Origin of the sequence: Mesorhizobium sp. M0001, assembly GCF_040324255.1 — a bacterium.
Taxonomy (GTDB): domain Bacteria; phylum Pseudomonadota; class Alphaproteobacteria; order Rhizobiales; family Rhizobiaceae; genus Mesorhizobium.
The window spans coordinates 67,646-85,373 of record NZ_JAMYVS010000006.1 but is presented as its reverse complement, the minus strand read 5'-3'; the positions used below and the strand labels follow the sequence as shown (position 1 = coordinate 85,373).

At 63.8% G+C, this 17,728-nt stretch carries 18 protein-coding genes, 1 tRNA gene and 1 pseudogene; 7 read left to right on the top strand and 13 right to left on the bottom strand.

Annotated features, from left to right (window positions below):
* Positions 1-161 precede the first annotated feature (161 nt).
* The 4 genes from NKK50_RS18400 to rpmH all read right to left on the bottom strand — a co-directional run bounded on the left by NKK50_RS18400 (position 162) and on the right by rpmH (position 3,401).
* Positions 162-728, bottom strand: coding sequence for a fasciclin domain-containing protein (locus NKK50_RS18400; RefSeq protein ID WP_023696020.1), 567 nt, complete (start codon positions 726-728; stop codon positions 162-164).
* 339 nt (positions 729-1,067) lie between these two features.
* Entirely contained in the window at positions 1,068-2,882 is a 1,815-nt protein-coding gene (gene yidC / locus NKK50_RS18395) for a membrane protein insertase YidC (protein ID WP_023739770.1), read from the bottom strand.
* 14 nt (positions 2,883-2,896) lie between these two features.
* Positions 2,897-3,250 (bottom strand): ribonuclease P protein component, encoded by a 354-nt coding sequence (gene rnpA, locus NKK50_RS18390; protein WP_023672264.1) that lies wholly within the window; start codon positions 3,248-3,250, stop codon positions 2,897-2,899.
* A 16-nt stretch (positions 3,251-3,266) separates the two neighbouring features.
* Positions 3,267-3,401 (bottom strand): 50S ribosomal protein L34, encoded by a 135-nt coding sequence (rpmH, locus tag NKK50_RS18385; RefSeq protein WP_008833937.1) that lies wholly within the window; start codon positions 3,399-3,401, stop codon positions 3,267-3,269.
* Positions 3,402-3,702: 301 nt separating this feature from the next.
* On the opposite strand from rpmH, the gene NKK50_RS18380 reads away from it, so the two are divergent.
* The 3 genes and pseudogenes from NKK50_RS18380 to NKK50_RS18370 form a co-directional block, all read left to right on the top strand.
* The gene (locus NKK50_RS18380; protein ID WP_023672265.1) at positions 3,703-5,235 is read left to right on the top strand and encodes an ATP-binding protein; all 1,533 of its coding nucleotides are present in this window, start codon (positions 3,703-3,705) and stop codon (positions 5,233-5,235) included.
* 195 nt (positions 5,236-5,430) lie between these two features.
* Positions 5,431-5,507 (top strand) — tRNA-Arg (locus tag NKK50_RS18375).
* A gap of 32 nt (positions 5,508-5,539) precedes the next feature.
* Positions 5,540-5,665: pseudogene (locus NKK50_RS18370) on the top strand (LysR family transcriptional regulator); the annotation flags it as partial.
* 132 nt (positions 5,666-5,797) lie between these two features.
* On the opposite strand, the gene NKK50_RS18365 reads toward NKK50_RS18370, so the two are convergent.
* Positions 5,798-6,340, bottom strand: coding sequence for an autotransporter (locus NKK50_RS18365; protein ID WP_352543739.1), 543 nt, complete (start codon positions 6,338-6,340; stop codon positions 5,798-5,800).
* Between the two features lie 147 nt (positions 6,341-6,487).
* On the opposite strand from NKK50_RS18365, the gene NKK50_RS18360 reads away from it, so the two are divergent.
* Positions 6,488-7,216 carry a GntR family transcriptional regulator gene (locus NKK50_RS18360; RefSeq protein ID WP_352543738.1) on the top strand — a complete coding sequence of 243 codons (729 nt, stop codon included), beginning with the start codon at positions 6,488-6,490 and terminating at the stop codon, positions 7,214-7,216.
* 30 nt (positions 7,217-7,246) lie between these two features.
* On the opposite strand, the gene NKK50_RS18355 is transcribed toward NKK50_RS18360, so the two are convergent.
* Both NKK50_RS18355 and NKK50_RS18350 read right to left on the bottom strand, forming a co-directional pair.
* Positions 7,247-8,137, bottom strand: a complete 891-nt coding sequence (locus NKK50_RS18355; RefSeq protein WP_352543737.1) for a sigma-70 family RNA polymerase sigma factor — start codon at positions 8,135-8,137, stop codon at positions 7,247-7,249.
* A 32-nt stretch (positions 8,138-8,169) separates the two neighbouring features.
* Positions 8,170-8,478: a hypothetical protein gene (locus NKK50_RS18350; RefSeq protein ID WP_352543736.1), complete on the bottom strand. Its 309-nt coding sequence runs from the start codon at positions 8,476-8,478 to the stop codon at positions 8,170-8,172.
* Between the two features lie 147 nt (positions 8,479-8,625).
* On the opposite strand from NKK50_RS18350, the gene NKK50_RS18345 reads away from it, so the two are divergent.
* Together NKK50_RS18345 and NKK50_RS18340 are read left to right on the top strand one after the other, a co-directional pair.
* A complete protein-coding gene (locus NKK50_RS18345; protein WP_023693054.1) occupies positions 8,626-8,991 on the top strand; it encodes a VOC family protein in 366 nt (121 codons plus the stop codon).
* Positions 8,992-9,044: 53 nt separating this feature from the next.
* Positions 9,045-9,902 (top strand): alpha/beta hydrolase, encoded by an 858-nt coding sequence (locus NKK50_RS18340; protein WP_352497049.1) that lies wholly within the window; start codon positions 9,045-9,047, stop codon positions 9,900-9,902.
* 85 nt (positions 9,903-9,987) lie between these two features.
* On the opposite strand, the gene NKK50_RS18335 is transcribed toward NKK50_RS18340, so the two are convergent.
* The 4 genes from NKK50_RS18335 to NKK50_RS18320 all read right to left on the bottom strand — a co-directional run bounded on the left by NKK50_RS18335 (position 9,988) and on the right by NKK50_RS18320 (position 13,316).
* Positions 9,988-10,974, bottom strand: a complete 987-nt coding sequence (locus NKK50_RS18335; protein ID WP_352543735.1) for a Gfo/Idh/MocA family protein — start codon at positions 10,972-10,974, stop codon at positions 9,988-9,990.
* Between the two features lie 78 nt (positions 10,975-11,052).
* Positions 11,053-11,628 carry a YceI family protein gene (locus NKK50_RS18330; RefSeq protein WP_023681381.1) on the bottom strand — a complete coding sequence of 192 codons (576 nt, stop codon included), beginning with the start codon at positions 11,626-11,628 and terminating at the stop codon, positions 11,053-11,055.
* Between the two features lie 68 nt (positions 11,629-11,696).
* A complete protein-coding gene (locus NKK50_RS18325; protein ID WP_352543734.1) occupies positions 11,697-12,275 on the bottom strand; it encodes a cytochrome b in 579 nt (192 codons plus the stop codon).
* 150 nt (positions 12,276-12,425) lie between these two features.
* Positions 12,426-13,316, bottom strand: coding sequence for a LysR family transcriptional regulator (locus NKK50_RS18320; RefSeq protein WP_352543733.1), 891 nt, complete (start codon positions 13,314-13,316; stop codon positions 12,426-12,428).
* A gap of 96 nt (positions 13,317-13,412) precedes the next feature.
* Here NKK50_RS18320 and NKK50_RS18315 point away from each other — a divergent pair, with 96 nt between their 5' ends.
* Positions 13,413-14,408, top strand: coding sequence for an aldo/keto reductase (locus NKK50_RS18315; RefSeq protein WP_352543732.1), 996 nt, complete (start codon positions 13,413-13,415; stop codon positions 14,406-14,408).
* A 148-nt stretch (positions 14,409-14,556) separates the two neighbouring features.
* Here NKK50_RS18315 and NKK50_RS18310 read toward each other — a convergent pair whose 3' ends face one another.
* Entirely contained in the window at positions 14,557-15,159 is a 603-nt protein-coding gene (locus NKK50_RS18310; protein ID WP_023834599.1) for a nucleotidyltransferase family protein, read from the bottom strand.
* 159 nt (positions 15,160-15,318) lie between these two features.
* Positions 15,319-17,727: a phenylalanine--tRNA ligase subunit beta gene (gene pheT, locus NKK50_RS18305; RefSeq protein ID WP_352543731.1), complete on the bottom strand. Its 2,409-nt coding sequence runs from the start codon at positions 17,725-17,727 to the stop codon at positions 15,319-15,321.
* Position 17,728 lies beyond the last annotated feature (1 nt).

Genomic DNA, 17,728 nt, shown 5'->3' with positions numbered 1-17,728 from the left:
AGGCGCCCTGAAACCCAAAAAAACGGGGCCCTGCGAAGGACAAGCAGGACCCCGGTGGTGTCGAAGACGGCTTCAAAAGAATGGCACCTCCTCGTGAGGTGGGGAAGGCAGACCGAGAAAGCCCGTCGCAGCCCGCCGTCATTCGCCGTTGCGTAAAGCCGTTACTTCGGCAACAGCACCTTATTGACGACGTGGATGACGCCGTTCGACTGGTTGACGTCGGCGACCGTCACCTTGGCGGCGCCGCCGGACTCGTCGACGATGTAGAGCGAGCCGCCCTTGACCTCGGCGATCAGCGTGTCGCCGCTAACGGTCTTCATCTCATACTTGCCGCCCATCGCCTTGGCCTTGGTCATCATCTCCTTGGCCGAGATCTTGCCGGCCACGACATGGGCGGTCAGGATCTTGGTCAGCTTGTCCTTGTTTTCGGGCTTCACCAGCGTGGCGACGGTGCCGGCCGGCAGTTTCTTGAAGGCGGAATCGGTCGGCGCAAACACCGTGAAGGGTCCCGCGCTTTCCAGCGTGTCGACCAGGCCGGCGGCCTTGACGGCGGCAACCAGCGTCTTGTGGATCGGCGAGTTGAGGGCGTTCTCGACGATGTTCTTGGAGGTCAGCATCGCAGCGCCGCCAACGGCGGGATTGGCGAGCGTATAGGCCGTCGTCGCTGCGAGGCCCGATAGAGCCAGGCCGGCGGAAAAGCATAATGCCTTGAGGATGGACTTTGCCATTGGAGAACCCTTCTGGTGCGACAATTGTTGATTCGATTGTCGGGAAGAGTTACGCGGCAATTGCGGGAAAGTTTCGGTGCAGAGTAAAAAATGATAATGATAACAAATACTTAAAGGCGAATGCCCATTCCACGCGCCGCATCCCCGCGGTGGACATGACGGGGTCACGGATCAAAAACAATGGTCTTCGGATTAGGGCTGATCGGTGTTGATCGGCCTTGGCGGTACAAGCAGCAGCCACGCCGGTTGCACGCCGCAAGTTTCGCGCCTCACGGGAACGTGATGCGCGCCTGGTCCACAAAAACACCGGACGAGCCGGGGCTTTGATTGCCACGCCTTCTATTCAGCCGGCGAGGGTTTCTTTCGGAACAATGCCGTCAGATTGTCCCACAATTCGATCTTGGCGCCCTGGCGCTTCATGATCACGCCCTGCTGCAGGATCGACAGCGTGTTGTTCCAGGCCCAGTAGATGACGAGGCCGGCCGGGAAGCTGCCCATCATGAAGGTGAAGATCACCGGCATCCAGGTGAAGATCTGCGCCTGCGTCGGATCCGGCGGCGTCGGGTTCATGCGCATCTGCAGGAACATGGTGATGCCCATGACCACCGCCCAGGCGCCCATATGCGGCAGGAATGCCGGTGGCGCGAAGGGCAGCAGGCCGAACAGGTTGAAGACCGAGGTCGGATCGGGCGCGGCCAAATCCTGGATCCAGCCGAAGAACGGCGCGTGCCGCATCTCGATGGTGATGTAGAGCACCTTGTAGAGCGAGAAGAACACCGGGATCTGCAGCGCCACCGGCCAGCAGCCGGCGAGCGGATTGATCTTCTCGGTCTTGTACAGCTCCATCATCGCCTGTTGCTGCTTCATCTTGTCGTCCGCGTATTTCTCGCGGATCTCGAGCATCTTGGGCTGCACCTTCTTCATGTTCGCCATCGACGCATAGGATTTGTTGGCGAGCGGGAAGAAGAGGGTTTTGACGACGACCGTGGTGGCAAGGATGGCCAGGCCGAAATTGCCGAAGAATTTGTACAGCGTGTCGATCAGGTAGAACATCGGCTTGGTGATCCAGATGAACCACCCCCAATCGATCAGCCGGTCGAACAGCCTGATCTGCCGGTCCTGGGCGTAGGCGTTGATCTTGTTGACTTCCTTGGCGCCGGCGAAGATCTCGGTCTCCACCGTCGCCGACTGGCCGGCGGCAATGGTGATCGGGTCGGTGAGGAAGTCCGACTGGTAGCGCGGGCGGCCATTGTCGTAATAGGCATAGTGCGGCTGGAAGGGCTGCTTCTCGGTCGGCACCAGGGTGACCGCCCAGTATTTGTCGGTGATGCCAAGCCAGCCATCGGTCGATTTGCTCGGCGTATACAGCTTATTCTTCTCGATGTCGGCGTATTTGTGCTCCTGCAGGCCTTCCGTGCCGGTGACGCCGATCAGGCCTTCATGCAGCACATAGGAGCTGGCAATGGCTGGCTTGTCGAAACGGATGACGCGGCCGTAATTGGACAGCGTGACCGGGGCCGAGCCTGAATTCTGCACCGCATCGGAAACGGTAAACATGTAGTCGCCGTCGACGGAGATCGTGCGCTTGAAGGTCAGGCCCTTGTCGTTGGTGAAGGTCAGCGTCACTGGCGTCGCCGGCGTCAGAGTCGCATTGCCGTCGACGCTCCAGACCGTTTCCGGGCCCGGCACCGTGCCGGTCGTGTCGCTGCCGACAAAGCCGATCTCGGCATAATAGCCGGTGGGCAGCGCCTGCGGATTGAGCAGCTGGATCTGCGGCGATGTCTTGTCGACCGTCTCGGTATAGTGCTTGAGCTTTAGGTCGTCGAGACGCGCGCCGGCCAGGTTGATCGAGCCCGACAGGCTCGGCGTGTCGATGTTGACGCGGGCCGTCTTGGCCACTTCCTGCGCGCGGCCTTCCGGCGTCGTGACATAGGTGCCGGGCGCGTTTGGAATGGCGCCGGGCGCTGCGGGCGCCGGCGTGCCGCCGGGGTTGGCGGCCTCGGCCGCCTTCTTCTGCTCCGCCGCCCGCTGCTCTTCGATGCGGGCCGCCTCGCGCTGCTGTTCGCTGCGCGGCAGCACATAGAAATATTGCCACAGCCCGAGGATCAGCACCGACAAGACGATGGTGATGTAGAAGTTCCGGTTGTTTTCCATCGAAAGCCCTTGGCCTATCGTGTTCCGCTGAGACGGCGGGAGAGTTCGGCCTTCAACTGGCCGAACGGAATGGTGAGCACGTCTTCACGCCCGACGATGACATAGTCATTGCCGGGCGCCATGTCACTTGCGGCATGGGTGCGCACGGCTTCTTTCAGCCGCCGCCTGACGCGGTTGCGGACAACCGCATTGCCGACCTTCTTGGTGACGGTGAAGCCGACGCGCGGCGGCAGGCCGTCATTGCGGTCGAGAACTTCGACGAGAAAAAGCCGCCCGCGCCGCTTTTCACCGCGGCGGACGGCCAGGAATTCCGCACGTTTCAGAAGCCGCTTGGGGTTTGGTCCCACTGGCTTGCCGGTTGCGGGCAACGATCTCGTCTTCCGTTCAGGCGCTGAGCCGCTTGCGGCCGCGGTTGCGGCGAGCTGCGACGACGCCGCGACCACCCTTGGTGGCCATGCGAGCACGGAAACCGTGCCGGCGTTTGCGGACGAGTTTGGACGGTTGGTAGGTACGCTTCATTTGTTTTAATACCGCGGGGTGCGGCCCTTCTTGATTCTGTCACTGTGTAACAGGAGCTTTGCCGGGCCGGCATTGGCGCGATCGAAACCGCGCCGGGACGAATGGCCCGAGCGTGAGCGGCTTATAGAAAGAAGGGTTTTGGGAGTCAATCCAGCGCGAACTATGAGTTCGTCGCAGCGCGAACACCCAGTTCGAGGCGGTCTTTTATTGCTGGCACCATCGTCCAACGAAGGATGAAATTGGCAAAAAAGCCGCAATCGCCTAATCTCAACCGATCAAGCGTTTGTGAAGACAGGCCTTAATGAGCGAAGTTGCATCAGCGGATGAAGGGAGCGGCCCGGCGACAGCCGATGCCAGCCCGGCGACCGTTCGCCCGGTTGCGAGCCGTTCGGTGCCCAATCGTTCAGTGCCCTTGGCGCGCGGCCTGTCGACCAAGCTGCTCTTGCTCACCATTGTCTTCGTGCTCCTGGCCGAAGTCCTCATTTTCCTGCCCTGGATCGCCAGCTACCGCCTGGCCTGGCTGAAGGAGCGGCTAAGCACCGCTGCCGCGGTGTCGATCGTGCTGGTGCAGGGCGAGCCCAATTCGCTCTCCCGCGCCGCCCAGAACGACGTGCTGATGGCAATCGGCGCCAAGGCGATAGCGGTGCGCGACGGCGGCGTGTCGCGCCTGCTGGTGGTGGCCGAGATGCCGCCGCAGGTCGACGAGCATATCGATATCGCCAATGTCGGCATGATCAAGGGCATGACCGGGGCGCTGGATACGCTGTTCTTCGGCGGCAAGCGCATGCTCAGGGTGTTCGGCCCGGTCGGCGACAGCGACAAGGAATTCGAGCTGATCATGCCCGACTATTCCCTGCGCAACGCCATGCTGCGCTATTCGCGCAACGTCGCCTTCGTCTCGCTGCTGATCTCGCTGTTCACCGCAATGCTGGTCTATGCCGCGATCGACCTGATCATGATCGGCCCGATCCGCACCATGACGCGCTCGATGCTGTCCTTTTCCGAGGCGCCCGACGATCCAGGGCGCATCATCCACCCGGCCGCCCGTGCCGACGAGATCGGCGTTGCCGAGCGCGAACTGTCGCAGATGCAGGAACGGCTGCAAAAGATGCTGTCGGAGCAGAAGCACCTTGCCGACCTTGGCCTCGCCGTCTCCAAGATCAACCACGACATGCGCAACATCCTGGCCTCGGCGCAGCTGATGTCGGACCGCTTGCGCCTGGTCAAGGACCCGACGGTGCAGGCCTTCGCGCCAAAGCTGTTGCGCGCGCTCGACCGAGCCGTTTCCTATTCCGAAGGCGTGCTCCACTATGGTCGCACGCAGGAGCCGGCGCCCTCACGCCGCCGCTTGCGGCTGCGCCAGCTGGTCGACGACGTCCACGGCCTGCTCGACATCGAGGACGGCATCGAGTTCGTCAATGCCGTCGAGCTCGCTTTCGAGGTCGATGCCGATTCCGACCAGCTGTTTCGCGTGCTCACCAATCTGTGCCGCAATGCGGTGCAGGCGATGGCGGCCGACGCCGAGAGCGCGCTGGTGCGCCGGCTCGCCGTATCGGCCGAGCGCATAGGCAGCGTAAGCCGCATCATTGTCACCGACACCGGTCCCGGCCTGCCGGCGAAGGCGCGAGAAAACCTGTTCGCGGCGTTTCGCGGCTCGGCCCGCAGCGGCGGCACCGGCCTTGGCCTGGCCATCGCGCACGAACTGATCCGCGCCCATGGCGGCACGGTGGAGCTGGTCGAATCGATCGGCGGCCGCACCACCTTCGCCGTCACCATCCCCGACCAGCCGGTCCGCCTCGACCAGGCCCGCAACGGCCTGCGCCGCCCTGCCTGAGCTGTATTTAATATTCAGCCGAAGCCGGACTGAGCTGAATCTCAGCACCCCTTGATCGGCACCGTCGAAAGCAGCTGCGACAAAACTTTTGCCGGATTGGCTTGCTTTTCGGAAATTCAGTCGCTAGGGAACACGTCTTGTCGCGGCCGGTCGTCAGGATCGGTTAGCGGGGCTATGTAAAGCATGGCCTGTTGCGCGCCCGTAGCTCAGCTGGATAGAGCACCAGACTACGAATCTGGGGGTCAGGAGTTCGAATCTCTTCGGGCGCGCCATTTCCGCCGAAACTGTGATTTCCTGCGATCCGCTAGCCGGTCTTGGCCTCACATATGAAGAGCAGGTCGCGGAACACGTTGCCGAGCACCGCCTCATTCGAGTGCTGGAGAACTGGACGCCGCCTCCGGGCTTCTTCATTTATTACCCCAGTCGTCAGCCTGACTGCGCCATAAACTCGCTGCGATGTCTTGAAATGGCCGGTACGCGGGGACTGTTATCTGGGCGCGGCGACGCAGAACGCTCGCTCGCGCCGCCGCGCAGCAGGCTCACTTTTCTTCCGCTTTCCCGGTCAGGGCCCAATCGGCCTCGCCCCAGCCAGATACCGCTCATTGTCGAACGGCTCGGCGTGGGTGCTGTCCGGGCTCCACATGTGGCGGTGGGTCTCCGTCAGATTGCCGAGATAGACATGCAGTGCGCCTGAGCGGGCGCTGCCGGTGTTGGCCACCGCGTGCACAGTATCAGGGGTCATGTGCACCACCGCGGGCGCCGCGATGTCGTGGCGTTCCGGCGCATCGATCTCGCTGCCGTCGACGGGATAGATGAAGTTGGTCTCGCTACCCTTGTAGATGCCGATCAGCGCATCCATCAGATGGTTGTGCGGCGGGTACCGCAGGCCGGGCGACAGCGTGATGTGGTAGATGGTCAAGTCAGGGCTGGCATGCAGCAGCACCTCATCGTCGTCTTCCTCATGCGCGAGCACGCCTGATGCATGGAAGCGGTCGGTGTGTTCGCGCAGCACCGCCTTGACCCGTTCGAAGGCATGAGCACCTTTGGCTGCGTTGACGATATCGGCGGTTACGGCGTAGAGAGGCGAGTTGGCGGCAAGAGACATTTGTCGTCATCTCCATTGGGAAGCTCAATCAATACAACTGAGATGCTCAGGCTAGCGAATGCCGACAGACCCGTCAACCGGATGGTCGAAACGGGCAAGCAGACTACGCGGGCAGACCAAACGGGCAGACCAAACGGGCAGGCAGATATGGCTCTTCCGAAATCAGTGTCACCGTCCGCCGTCAAGGCGCCGTCGACCGCCGACATATTGCGCAGCGAGGAAGCTTATGAGCAGCTGAAGAGCGACATCGTCGCCTGCGTCCTGCAACCCGGCGAAAGCCTGACCGAAAAGCAGATCGGCGACCGCTACCAGATCAGAAAGGCGACGATCCGCTCGGCTTTGGCCCGCCTGACGCAGGAAGGGCTGATCAAGAGCGAGCCGCGCCGCGGCTATGTCATCGCACCGCTTAGCCTGCGCGACGTCAACGAGATCTTCGACGTCCGCAGCCTGATCGAACCGGAAGTGTTCCGGGTGGCCGCGGCAAACCTCACCGAACGCGGGCTCGACGACATCAGGCTGGCGGCGCAGAAGGTGCTGAAGCCGGAGACGCTGCGCAGCCATGTCGCCTTTCTGGCGGCCGACCGCGCCTTTCGCCTGGCCCTGGCCGAACTCTCCGGCAATCTGCGGCTGGTTCGCCTGCTCGACCAAACGCTCGACCAGTCGGAGCGTGTCCTCCATCTCGGCTTCAAATCGCGCGACTTCACGCAAGCGATCATCGGCCAGCAGAATGAGTTGGTGCTTGCCTGCGAGCTGGCCGAAGTCTCGGCCATCGCAAAGCTTGCCCGCTCGCAGTGCCTGTCGCTCAAGAAGCAGGTGCTCGAGGCCCTGCTCGCCGGCTCCAAGCTGCAGGACGCCAATTTGCAAAGCTTCGCCTGACGCGGGAAGCCCGCGCTCTCTGGCCGATGCTTACCCGTCGATGAAGCGGATGTCCGCATCGGCAAGGCAATAGGGCGCGTAGCGGAAATCGCGGATATGGCTGACCTTTCCATCCTGCCAGTCGACCAGCATGAAGCCGCGCACGGCGTCATCTCCCGCTTGCGGGTTGCGGATCAGGATGGCCGGCCTGCCGTCGACGAAGCCGAGCGACAGCGCCCAGTCCTGGACACGGTCGTAATTGCCGAAATAGTTGGAAACCTGCGCCTTGCCGCGCATGCGGGTGCGGTTGACGACTTCAAGCTGGATATCCTCGGCGATCAACGCGCGCACGGCGTCGAAGTCGCGCGCGTTGAACAGGTCGACATAGCGGCGCAGGCGCCGCTCGTCGTCGGCGTCGAGCTTTGGGGCAGGCGCCTGCTCGTCCTGTGACGCCAGCAGGCGCAGCTGCGACCGCCCGCGATGCAGCGCTGCCTTGGTCGCAGCCAGGGTCGCGCCGGACACTTCGCAGGTTTCGTGCAGGCTGAGGCCAAGCACGTCGACAAGGATCACGGCGCTGCGCTGCACTGTTGCCAGCTGCATGAAGCTTCGCAGGCTGGCGGCGGTGGCGAGCCTCGCATCGGCGCTGGCGGAGGGGTCTTCGATCGTCGTCATGTCGGTCTCGCTCATGCGCGCCTGCTCCCGCTGGCGCCGGCGCAGATGATCTTGCGCGGCATTGTGGGCTATGCGGAACAGCCATTGCTCCGGATGCTCGACGGCGGCGTCGCCGTCGATGGCCTGCAGTGCCTTGATCAGTGTCTCCTGGACGATGTCCTCGCCATCGATCACCGAGCCGGCCATGCGGGCGCAGTAGCGGTGCAGCTTCGGTCGCAAGGAGCCGAGCATCGCCTCCAGGGCAACGCGGTCGAGTTTTGCTGTGTTCATCCTGTCCGTTCCCAAAATGCCGGTCTTTGCATTCAAGCCGGCACGACCTCGCCGGCCAGCATACGATAATTGCCGACGATCTTTGCCGGCGATCTGGCAAGCGGCGTCGAGCGGCGCCCGGCATGATTGGCGCTGAAGGCCTTGAAGGCTGCGAGCCCGGTCAGGCCGTCGCCATCCTGGCTGACAAGATGGATGAACTCGCCATTCTCCAGTTCCAGGACGAGGTAGCGCACGGATTGCGGCTTCGTGTCGTCGAGTGCCTCGAACACCTGTGCAACCAGCATACGGTTCTCGGCGATGCTTTCGTCCTTCACGCCGTAGCGGATGAGATTGTAGCCCATTGTCGTCTCCTGTTTTTCAACTCTGCACGGAGAAGACGTTTCGCGACCTCGAAAAGATTCGTCGCCCGGCGAATCTTTTCGATCGTCCGGATCGTCTTTCCCGTGGACGGTTGCGCGGCAGCCATCGAGGACCAGGAGAGATCCATCATGCACATCCAGTTTGCCGAATTGCCGGTGTTCGACCAGGACCGCGCCAAGGCCTTCTACACCGGCCATCTTGCTTGCCAGGTGGCGGAGGACCAGCTGATGGGCGACAGCGGCTGGCGCTGGATCGAGCTGACATTTCCCGGCGCCGTCACCAATTTGCATTTCGTCAAACGCCCCGATGACACGCCGGGCACTGAGCCCGTGCTGGTGCTCGTTGATGGCGATGTCGAGGCAACGGTCGCGGGCCTGAAGGCGCGCGGCGTCGAAATCATCACCGAGCCGCAGGAAGCGCCTTGGCAGCGGGGCCGCACGGTCGCCGAATTCCGCGACAGCGAGGGCAACCGCATGGTTGTCACCGGCAAATGATCGGACCCGGCGCAAAGCCGAACTTTGACATGAGAACAACAGGAGGGATGGACATGACCCCCCAAACGTCGACGCTGAAAGTACCGGGCGCCAGCCTCTATTATGAGATGCGCGGTTCCGGCCCCGTACTGTTGATAATCCCCGGCGGACCGCAGGACGCCGGCGTCTTCGCCGATGTCGCGGGCCACCTCGCCGACCGCTACACGGTGGTCGCCTATGATCCGCGCGGCAATTCGCGCAGCACCTTTGACGGAGAGCCGCAAGAGCAGGACCTCGATGTCCATGGCGACGATGCCGCGAGATTGATCGAGGCGCTTGGCGCCGGACCGGCCTATGTGTTCGGCACCAGCGGCGGCGCCCAGATCGGGCTCAACCTCGCCGCCCGCCATCCCGGCCGGGTTCGTGCGCTGGTGGCGCATGAGCCGCCCAGCATGATGCTGCTCGACGACCCGTCGCCGTCACTGGCCGGCATGCGCGACCTGCACGACACCTATCGCAGCCAGGGCGTCGAGGCGGCGATGCAGAAATTCTTCAGCGAGAACGGCCTGTCGGAAGGGCCGGACCAGGGTGAAGCCGGACCGCACGAGCCGCAAGACGGACCGCCTTCGTTCGAACCGTCGCCCGAAGAGGCCGAGACCTTTGCCAGGGTCAGCGGCAATTTCGAATACTGGCTGGCGCATGGCGTCATGCCGCTGTCGCTCTACCGTCCTGATATCGAGGCGTTGCGCGGCCGCCCGGTCGTGGTCGGCATCGGCGAAGAGTCCATCGGCCAGCCGATCGACGGCATGGGCAAGGCGCTGGCCGACAGGCTCGGCAGCAAGCGCGCCGCCTTCCCCGGCGACCATATGGGCTTTGCGCCCTATCCCGACCGCTTCGCCGAGACCTTGCACCTGACGCTCAGAGGCGCGTGAGATCGTCAGTCCAATAGGAAAGGGGCTTCCGCATGCACAATGCGGACGCCCTTCTCCCATGAAATTACCGGCTAAGATTGCTGTATCAGACGGCCTCCCAGCCTTCCTTGCCACCGGCGCGGAAGATGGCGTCGATGACATTCTGGTTGAGCACGGACTCCTCCAGCGTGAAGACACGCTCCTTGCCGCCCTGTGCCGCCCTGGCAAACGTCTCTACCTCGCGCCGGTATTGCTGGGTGCCGGGAAAGCGGAACACCTGCGCCTCCGTATGGTTCTGGTTGTGCAGTTCGATGCGGTGATGGTCGTAGAGCCCGGCATTGAACGGCGAGAACACCTCGATGAAACCCTTCTCGCCGTGGAACACCATCACCTGCCGCGCCGCCATCTGCGTCGACAGATAGAAGGACAGTTCGAAATCGCCGAAATCGGCGCGGATCGAGGAATAGATGTCGGTGCCGAATTTCTTGTCGCGCTCGATCGTCGCCTGCACGCGCAGTGGCTCCTTGCCGCTTGAAAACCGCGTCGACACCGTCGGATAGACGCCGATATCAGGCAGCGCGCCGCCGCCGAGATCGAGCTGGTTGCGCATGTTGGTGGGATCGACATTGTAATAGGAGAAGGCGCCCTGCACATGGCGCAGCCGGCCGATGGCGCCATCGGCGATGAGATCGCGCACCTTGATCCATTGCGGGTGGTAGATGACCATGAAGGCCTCGCAGACCAGCACCTTCTTCTGGTCGCGCAGCTTGATCAGCGGTGCGATATTCTTGGCGTCGAGCGCCAGCGGCTTTTCCACCAGCACATGCTTGCCCGCTTCGATGGCCTTGGCCGTCCACTCGACATGCTGCGAGGTCGGCAGCGGGATGTAGACGCCGTCGACGTCTTTCGAAGCGAGCAGCTCCTCATACGAACCAAAGGCATGCCTGGCGCCGAACCGCTCGCCCAGGGCCTCGGCCTTCGACAGGTCGCGGCTGGCGATCGCGGACAAAACGCCATTCTCGGCCTCGACGATTGCCGGCAACAATTGCTCGCGGCCGATCTTGGCCGTCGACAAAACACCCCATCGGAACATCAGGCTTCTCCTATCGATTTACAGGCGAGGAGGTTTGCCCGAAATTGCGGGAAAAGCCAATGCGGATCGCTGGTCCTGCTAGCCTCGCTTGCCCGTCAGCGTCATGTCGAAATTGACGATATTCGAATAGATCGGCGTGCCGACATCCATGCCGTAGCGGGAGCGCAGCACCTTGCCGGTGACGTGGAATTTTATGACGCCACCCTTCAGCCCGCCGAGTTCGGCAGTGAACTTTTCCGCAAACGTCTTGCCGCGCGCCGTCAGCCGGCCGCTGACCAGCGCCGTGGTGTCGCTGGTGCGGGTGACGCTGGTCGAGCGGAACTGGATTTCGGGGCTGTTGGCGACGTCGAATACCGCATCGGAGCGCAGGAACGCGTCGATGCGGCCCTGTCCGGTGCCGACGCTTTCGGGATAGATGGTGAAGTTGACCGCGGAACGGCCGACATCGCTGTTGTCGATGCGGATAGAGCCCTTGAAGCGGCCAAAGGCGCCGTCGAGGCCGCCGCCACCGACCTTGCCGATGGAGAAGCGAATGCTGGAGCTGGCCGGGTTGACCGTGTAGCTGCCGGCGGCGTCGCCGAGGTCCACAGCGGCGGAGACAGGCATGGCAAGGCAAGCGGCAACAGCCGCCAATCCGAAGATGCGCGCATACATGGGTTTTGTCCTTCTGGGGCAGGCGAAGTGATGCGCCCTCACTCCAATGAACGAATGCGCGGCGCGCGCTATTCCATGTCCTGATCTGACGAAGGCGTGATCATGCGCGTGAGCACGCTGTCGCGCAGCCAGAAATGATGCCGCAGCGCCGCCAGCGCATGCAGCGCAACCAAGGCAATGCCGGCATAGGCGAGATACCGGTGTGCTGCCGCCCAGAAGTTTTCCGCCGCACCGGACACGCCGAGCGGCAGGTTCGGCATCACGAAAAGGTTGAACGGCATGCTGGGGATCTCCAGCATCGACACCGAAACCAGTGCCCAGCCGGACAGCGGCACCGCGAGCTGGAAGCCATAAAGTGCCAGATGCGCCAGCGGCGCCGTCCGACGCTCCAGCCCTCCGACCGAGGCCGGCAAGGCCGGGGCCGCATTGCCGAGCCGCCAGGCAATGCGCAGGATGAGGAGGCCGAGCAGCAGGAAGCCGAAGGATTTGTGCAGCTGGATCAGCTCGAAGGCGGTGCGCTGGCTGGTCAACCGCACCATGATGAAGCCGAGCATGAACTGGCCAATGAAGATGATGCCGATCAGCCAGTGGAGGACGATCGCCGCCCAGCCGTAGCGGGTTGAGTTGTTGGTGATGGATGCCGGCATGGTTGGTGAACGAATGGCAGCTGGGCTTTCTTCCACCCTCCCCCTTGTGGGGAGGGTCGGCGCGAAGCGACGGGGTGGGGGGTAGCGCCCTACGAAGACCCCCACCCCGATCCGCTACGCGGATCGACCCTCCCCACAAGGGGGAGGTGGCTAAGCACCGGCCTTGAAGAAATCCACAAACGCCCGCAGTGCCGGGCGCATCTGGCGGCGGCTGGGGTAGTAGGCGAAGAAGCCGTCGAAGGGCGGACACCAGTCTTCCAGCACGCGGATCAAGCGGCCGTCGGCGAGCGGTGCGCGCACATAATCGTCGAAGACGAAGGCGAGCCCTGCGCCGTCGACCGCCGCCTGGGCGATCAGATGGTCTTCGTCGAGGATCAGCGGCCCTTGCGCCGCGATCTCGATCTCTTCGCCATCCTTCTCGAATTCCCAGCGGTAAAGAATGCCGCTGGAAAAACGGAAGCGGATGCAGCGGTGGTCGGCAAGATCGCGCGGATGGCGGGGTCTTGGCATGGTCGCGAAATAGGATGGCGCGCCGACCACGGCGCCGCGAAGGTCCGGTCCGATGCGCACCGCGATCATGTCGCGCTGCAGGCTCTCACCGAGCCGCACGCCGGCATCGAAGCCGCCTTCGACGACGTCGGTGAAGCGATCCTCGATGACGATTTCCAGCACGATGTCAGGATAGGCCGCGGCAAAGCCGCCGAGCCTGGGCGTCAATGCCAGGTGGGCCGCGGTGCGCGGCACGGTCAGCCGCAGGTTCCCGGCCGGCCGGTCGCGCGTCTCGATCGCCGTTTCCAGCGCCAGATCGATCTCGGACAGCGCCGGCCGCAGCCGTTCGAGCAGCTGCGCGCCCTCCTCCGTTGGTGCCACGCTGCGGGTGCTGCGCGCCAAAAGCCGCACGCCGAGCCGTGCCTCCAGGCTGGACACGGCATGGCTCACTGCCGAGGGCGCGATGGCCAGTTCGCGCGCCGCGCCGCGAAAACTACCGCATTGGGCGACTGTTGCCAGTACAGCCAGTTGAGAAAGATGCGCTCGGTTCATTGCTCTATTTTATAGAACAGCCCGTGCGAATGACAGCCAATTATCGAACGTAAAGCTAGGCGCTATCTCTGTTTCATCGCAACAAGGAGATGCGCCATGAAAACCCGCAAACTTGGTACTGAACTCGAAGTCTTCCCCGTCGGCCTCGGCTGCATGGGCATGAGCTTCGCATATGGCGGTCAGGCCGAGGTTGACGCAATCGCCACGCTGCGCCGCGCTGTCGAGATCGGCGTGACGTTTTTCGACACCGCCGAAGTCTATGGTCCCTTTGAGAACGAGATCCTTCTCGGCAAGGCGTTGAAGCCGGTGCGCGACAGGGTGACGATCGCGACCAAATTCGGCTTCAAGATTTCCGAGGAAGGCTCAGGCCTCGGGCGCATGGTCGGCGTCGACAGCCGTCCCGAGCACGTCAAGGCGGTGGCGGAAGCCTCGCTGAAGCGGCTCGATACCGATGTCATCGACCTCTACTACCAGCATCGTGTCGATCCCGACGTGCCGATCGAGGACACGGTCGGCGCCATGGCCGAACTGGTGCGCGACGGCAAGGTACGGGCGCTGGGCCTGTCGGAGGTCAGTGCCGCCACCATCCGCCGGGCGCACGCCGTGCATCCGATTGCTGCCGTGCAGAGCGAATACTCGCTGTGGAGCCGCGACCCCGAAGACGAGGTGTTAGATCTCTGCCGCGAACTCGGCATCGGCTTTGTCCCCTACAGCCCGCTCGGCCGCGGCCTGCTTACCGGCACCATCGCCAAGCCCGAGGCCCTGAGCGACGACGACTGGCGCCGCACCTTGCCCCGCTTCCAGGCCGACGCCATGGCGGCCAATGCCAAGGTGATCGCCACGCTGGAAAAGCTGGCGACGGAAAAAGGCGTCACCTCGGCGCAACTGGCGCTGGCCTGGGTGCTGCACCAGGGCGACTTCATCGTGCCGATCCCCGGCGCGCGGAAAATCCGCCATCTCGAGCAGAACACGGCGGCGGCCGGGATCGAGCTGAGTGCGGCCGAAGTGGCGGCGATCGGCGATGCGCTGTCGCCGGACAAGGTGGTTGGCAAGCGCTATACGGAGGAGCTGTTGGCGCTGGTGAATGGGTGAGTGCCTTTACCCTCCCCCTTGTGGGGAGGGTCGATCCGCGAAGCGGTTCGGGGTGGGGGTCCTCGTGAGGCGCACCCCCACCCCGTCTCTCTGTCTCCGCCTCGCTGCGACAGCGAGCCGACCCTCCCCACAACGGGGAGGGTAAGTCTCACCAAGGCACCACCGTAATCTCCGGCCAGCACGCCTTCGCCCTCGCCCCCTTGGCCTCATGCGTGCGCCTGTTATCCATCAGCCGGTTGGGCGTGATGCGAAACGCGAAGAGGTCATCCAGCCCGAACGGCGCCACGACCTCAAGCTGCCCGTCGGCATCGTATCGCGCCCCGACCGCATGCGTCTTCGAGGCGAAATAGCTCACCGACTCGCTGGAGCTCGTATAGCGCGGGCAGGGCTGGCCGAATTTCTGCGGATACCACAGATGCACCCGTGCCTGGTTGCGCACCTCGGCCGGCAGAGCCAGCCCCTCGAAATGCTGCGCCGCCCGGCGGATGACCGCGTCCTCGGCCTCGTAGGACAGGTCGCTGTCATCGAAGTAGAAGAGATCGACATCCTTGATGCCGTAGCCCGGCGGCTTGCCGGTCAGATGGTTCCAGATGCTGTTGTAGAGCGCGCCGGACACCACCAGCCAGTCCGGCAACGCTAGCGTGCGGGCCCGCTCCAGCGCGTCGCTGACGAGCGCATCCGCCAACACCATGGCGACAAACGCTTCGCGCTGGGCTTCGAACGGCAGACCGGAATAGCGCAGATGGTCCATCGCCCTTTGGAGAGCGATTCGCAACTGCCGGCAATCCTCAGAAGCAATTCCAGGAAAAGTGTGTAGCGGTTTTCCTGGGAAAGCGCGCCGCGCTTTCCCTAAGACGCGCTTTCCCTAAGAATTGCGTGGAGTCGAAATACGTAGGCGGCGTTAGCCGCTCTACGTTCTCAGCAAGCCGCCCGTTTGCTTGCCGACATTGTCGACGATGCGCTTGGCCAGCGCCTCGAAATCCTCGTCGGTGAGCGTCTTTTCAACCGGCTGGATAGATACTTCGATGGCAATCGACTTCTTGGCGGCCCCGAGAGATGCCCCCTCGAAGACATCGAACACCGAAACGCCGGTGATGAGCTTCTTGTCGGCGGCGAGCGCCGCGCGCACCAGCGCGCCGGCCTCCACCGTCTTGTCGACGACGAAAGCAAAGTCGCGCTTCACCGCCTGGAAGGCGGACAGCTCCAGCTTTGGCTTGGTTTTCGTCGGCTTGGCCTTCGGCTCCGGCACGGCGTCGATATAGACCTCGAAGCCGCAGATCGGTCCGGAAACGTCCAACCCCTCCAGCGTCTTCGGGTGGAACTCGCCGAAGGCGCCGAGCACCGTCTTCGGGCCGAGCTTGATCGTGCCGGAGCGGCCGGGATGATACCAGGCCGGACCGCCTGGCTCGATCTGCAGCCTGTCGACCGGCGCGCCGCAGGCTTCCAGCGCTGCAATCGCGTCGGCCTTGGCGTCGAATACGCCGACCGGACCGGAATTGCCGGCCCAACTGCGGCCGGAACCGTCGAGCTTGGCGGTGCCGCGGCGCACACCGGCCGCAACGCGCCGCTGCTGGTCGGGGCCGTCGCCCTCATAGGTACCGGAGACCTCGAACAGCGCGACATCGCCGATGCCCTTGTCGGCATTGCGCTGCGCGGCGACGATCAGGCCGGGCAACAGCGAGGGCCGCATATCGGACATGTCGGCTGCAATCGGATTGGCGAGCTTCAGCGCCGTCTGGCCGCCGCCGAACAGTTCGGCGTGTTTGGCCGGGATGAACGACCAGGTGAGAACCTCCAGCATGCCCCGCACGGCGAGCGAGCGCTTGGCAGTGCGGGTGCGAACCTGCAGCGTCGTCAGTATCTTGGAGTTGACCGCGTCATGCGCGCCGAGCGGCTGCGGCGCGATGTTGTCGACGCCGTGGATGCGCATCACTTCCTCGACCAGGTCGGCCTTGCCGTCGACGTCAGGACGCCAGGACGGCACAGCGACATCGACGACGTCGCCCGCGCCTGACGGCTTGAAGCCGAGGCGGGTCAGGATGTCGAGGCTTTCCGCCTTCGGCACCTCGATGCCGGTCAGCCGCTTCACTTCCGAGATCGGGAAGGAAACGATCTTCGGCGTATGGCCGGCATAGCCGACGACTTCCGTCTCGGTCGGCTCGCCGCCGCAGAACTCCAGCACAAGCTTTGTCGCCAGCTCGACGCCGGGCACCATGAATTCCGGGTCGACGCCACGCTCGAAGCGGTAACGGGCATCGGTGATGATGCCGAGCGTACGGCCAGTGCGGGCCGTGGTGATCGGGTCCCAAAGAGCGGACTCGATCAACACGTCCGTGGTGTTCTCGTCGCAGCCGGAATGCTCGCCGCCCATGACACCGGCGATCGATTCGACGCCATTGTCGTCGGCGATCACGCACATCTGCGGCGTCAGCGTGTATTCGCGCCCGTCGAGCGCCAGCACCTTCTCGCCGTCGCGCGCGCGGCGCACGACGAGATTGCCGGCGACCTTCTTGGCATCGAACACATGCAGCGGCCGGCCACGGTCGAAGGTGACGTAGTTGGTGATGTCGACCAGCGCGCTGATCGGGCGCAAGCCGATGGCGATCAGCCTTTGCTGCAGCCATTTCGGCGACGGCCCGTTCTTCACGCCTTTCACCAGGCGCAGCGCGAAACCGGGGCAGAGCTCCGGCGCCTCGATGGTCACCTTGACCGGCGTTTCACCTTTGCCAAGGACCGCTTCGACCGGCGCGGTCTTGAGCCGGCCAAGCCCGCTTGCCGCCAGGTCCCGGGCGACGCCGTAAATGCTGGTCGCATCCGGCCGGTTCGGCGTCAGATTGATCTCGATCACCGGATCGTCGAGATGCGCGTAAGCCGCGAAGCTGGTGCCGACAGGCGCATCGGCCGGCAGGTCGATAATGCCATTGTGCTCATCCGACAGCTCCAGCTCGCGCTCGGAACACATCATGCCATGGCTCTCGACGCCGCGGATCTTGCCGACGGTCAGCGTCACGTCGATACCGGGCACATAGGCGCCGGGCGCGGCGAAGGCGCCGATCAGGCCGGCGCGGGCATTCGGCCCACCGCACACCACCTGGACAGGGGCTGCGCCATTGCCGGTGTCCACGGTCAGCACCCGCAGCCGGTCGGCGTCGGGATGCTGCACCGCCGTCAGCACCTTGGCGATGACGAACGGCTTCAGGCCGGCCTTGTCGTCGACATGCTCGACTTCGAGGCCGATCGAGGTCAGCCTCTCGACGATCTCGTCGAGCGTGGCGTCGGTGTCGAGATGATCCTTGAGCCAGGAAAGGGTGAGTTTCATC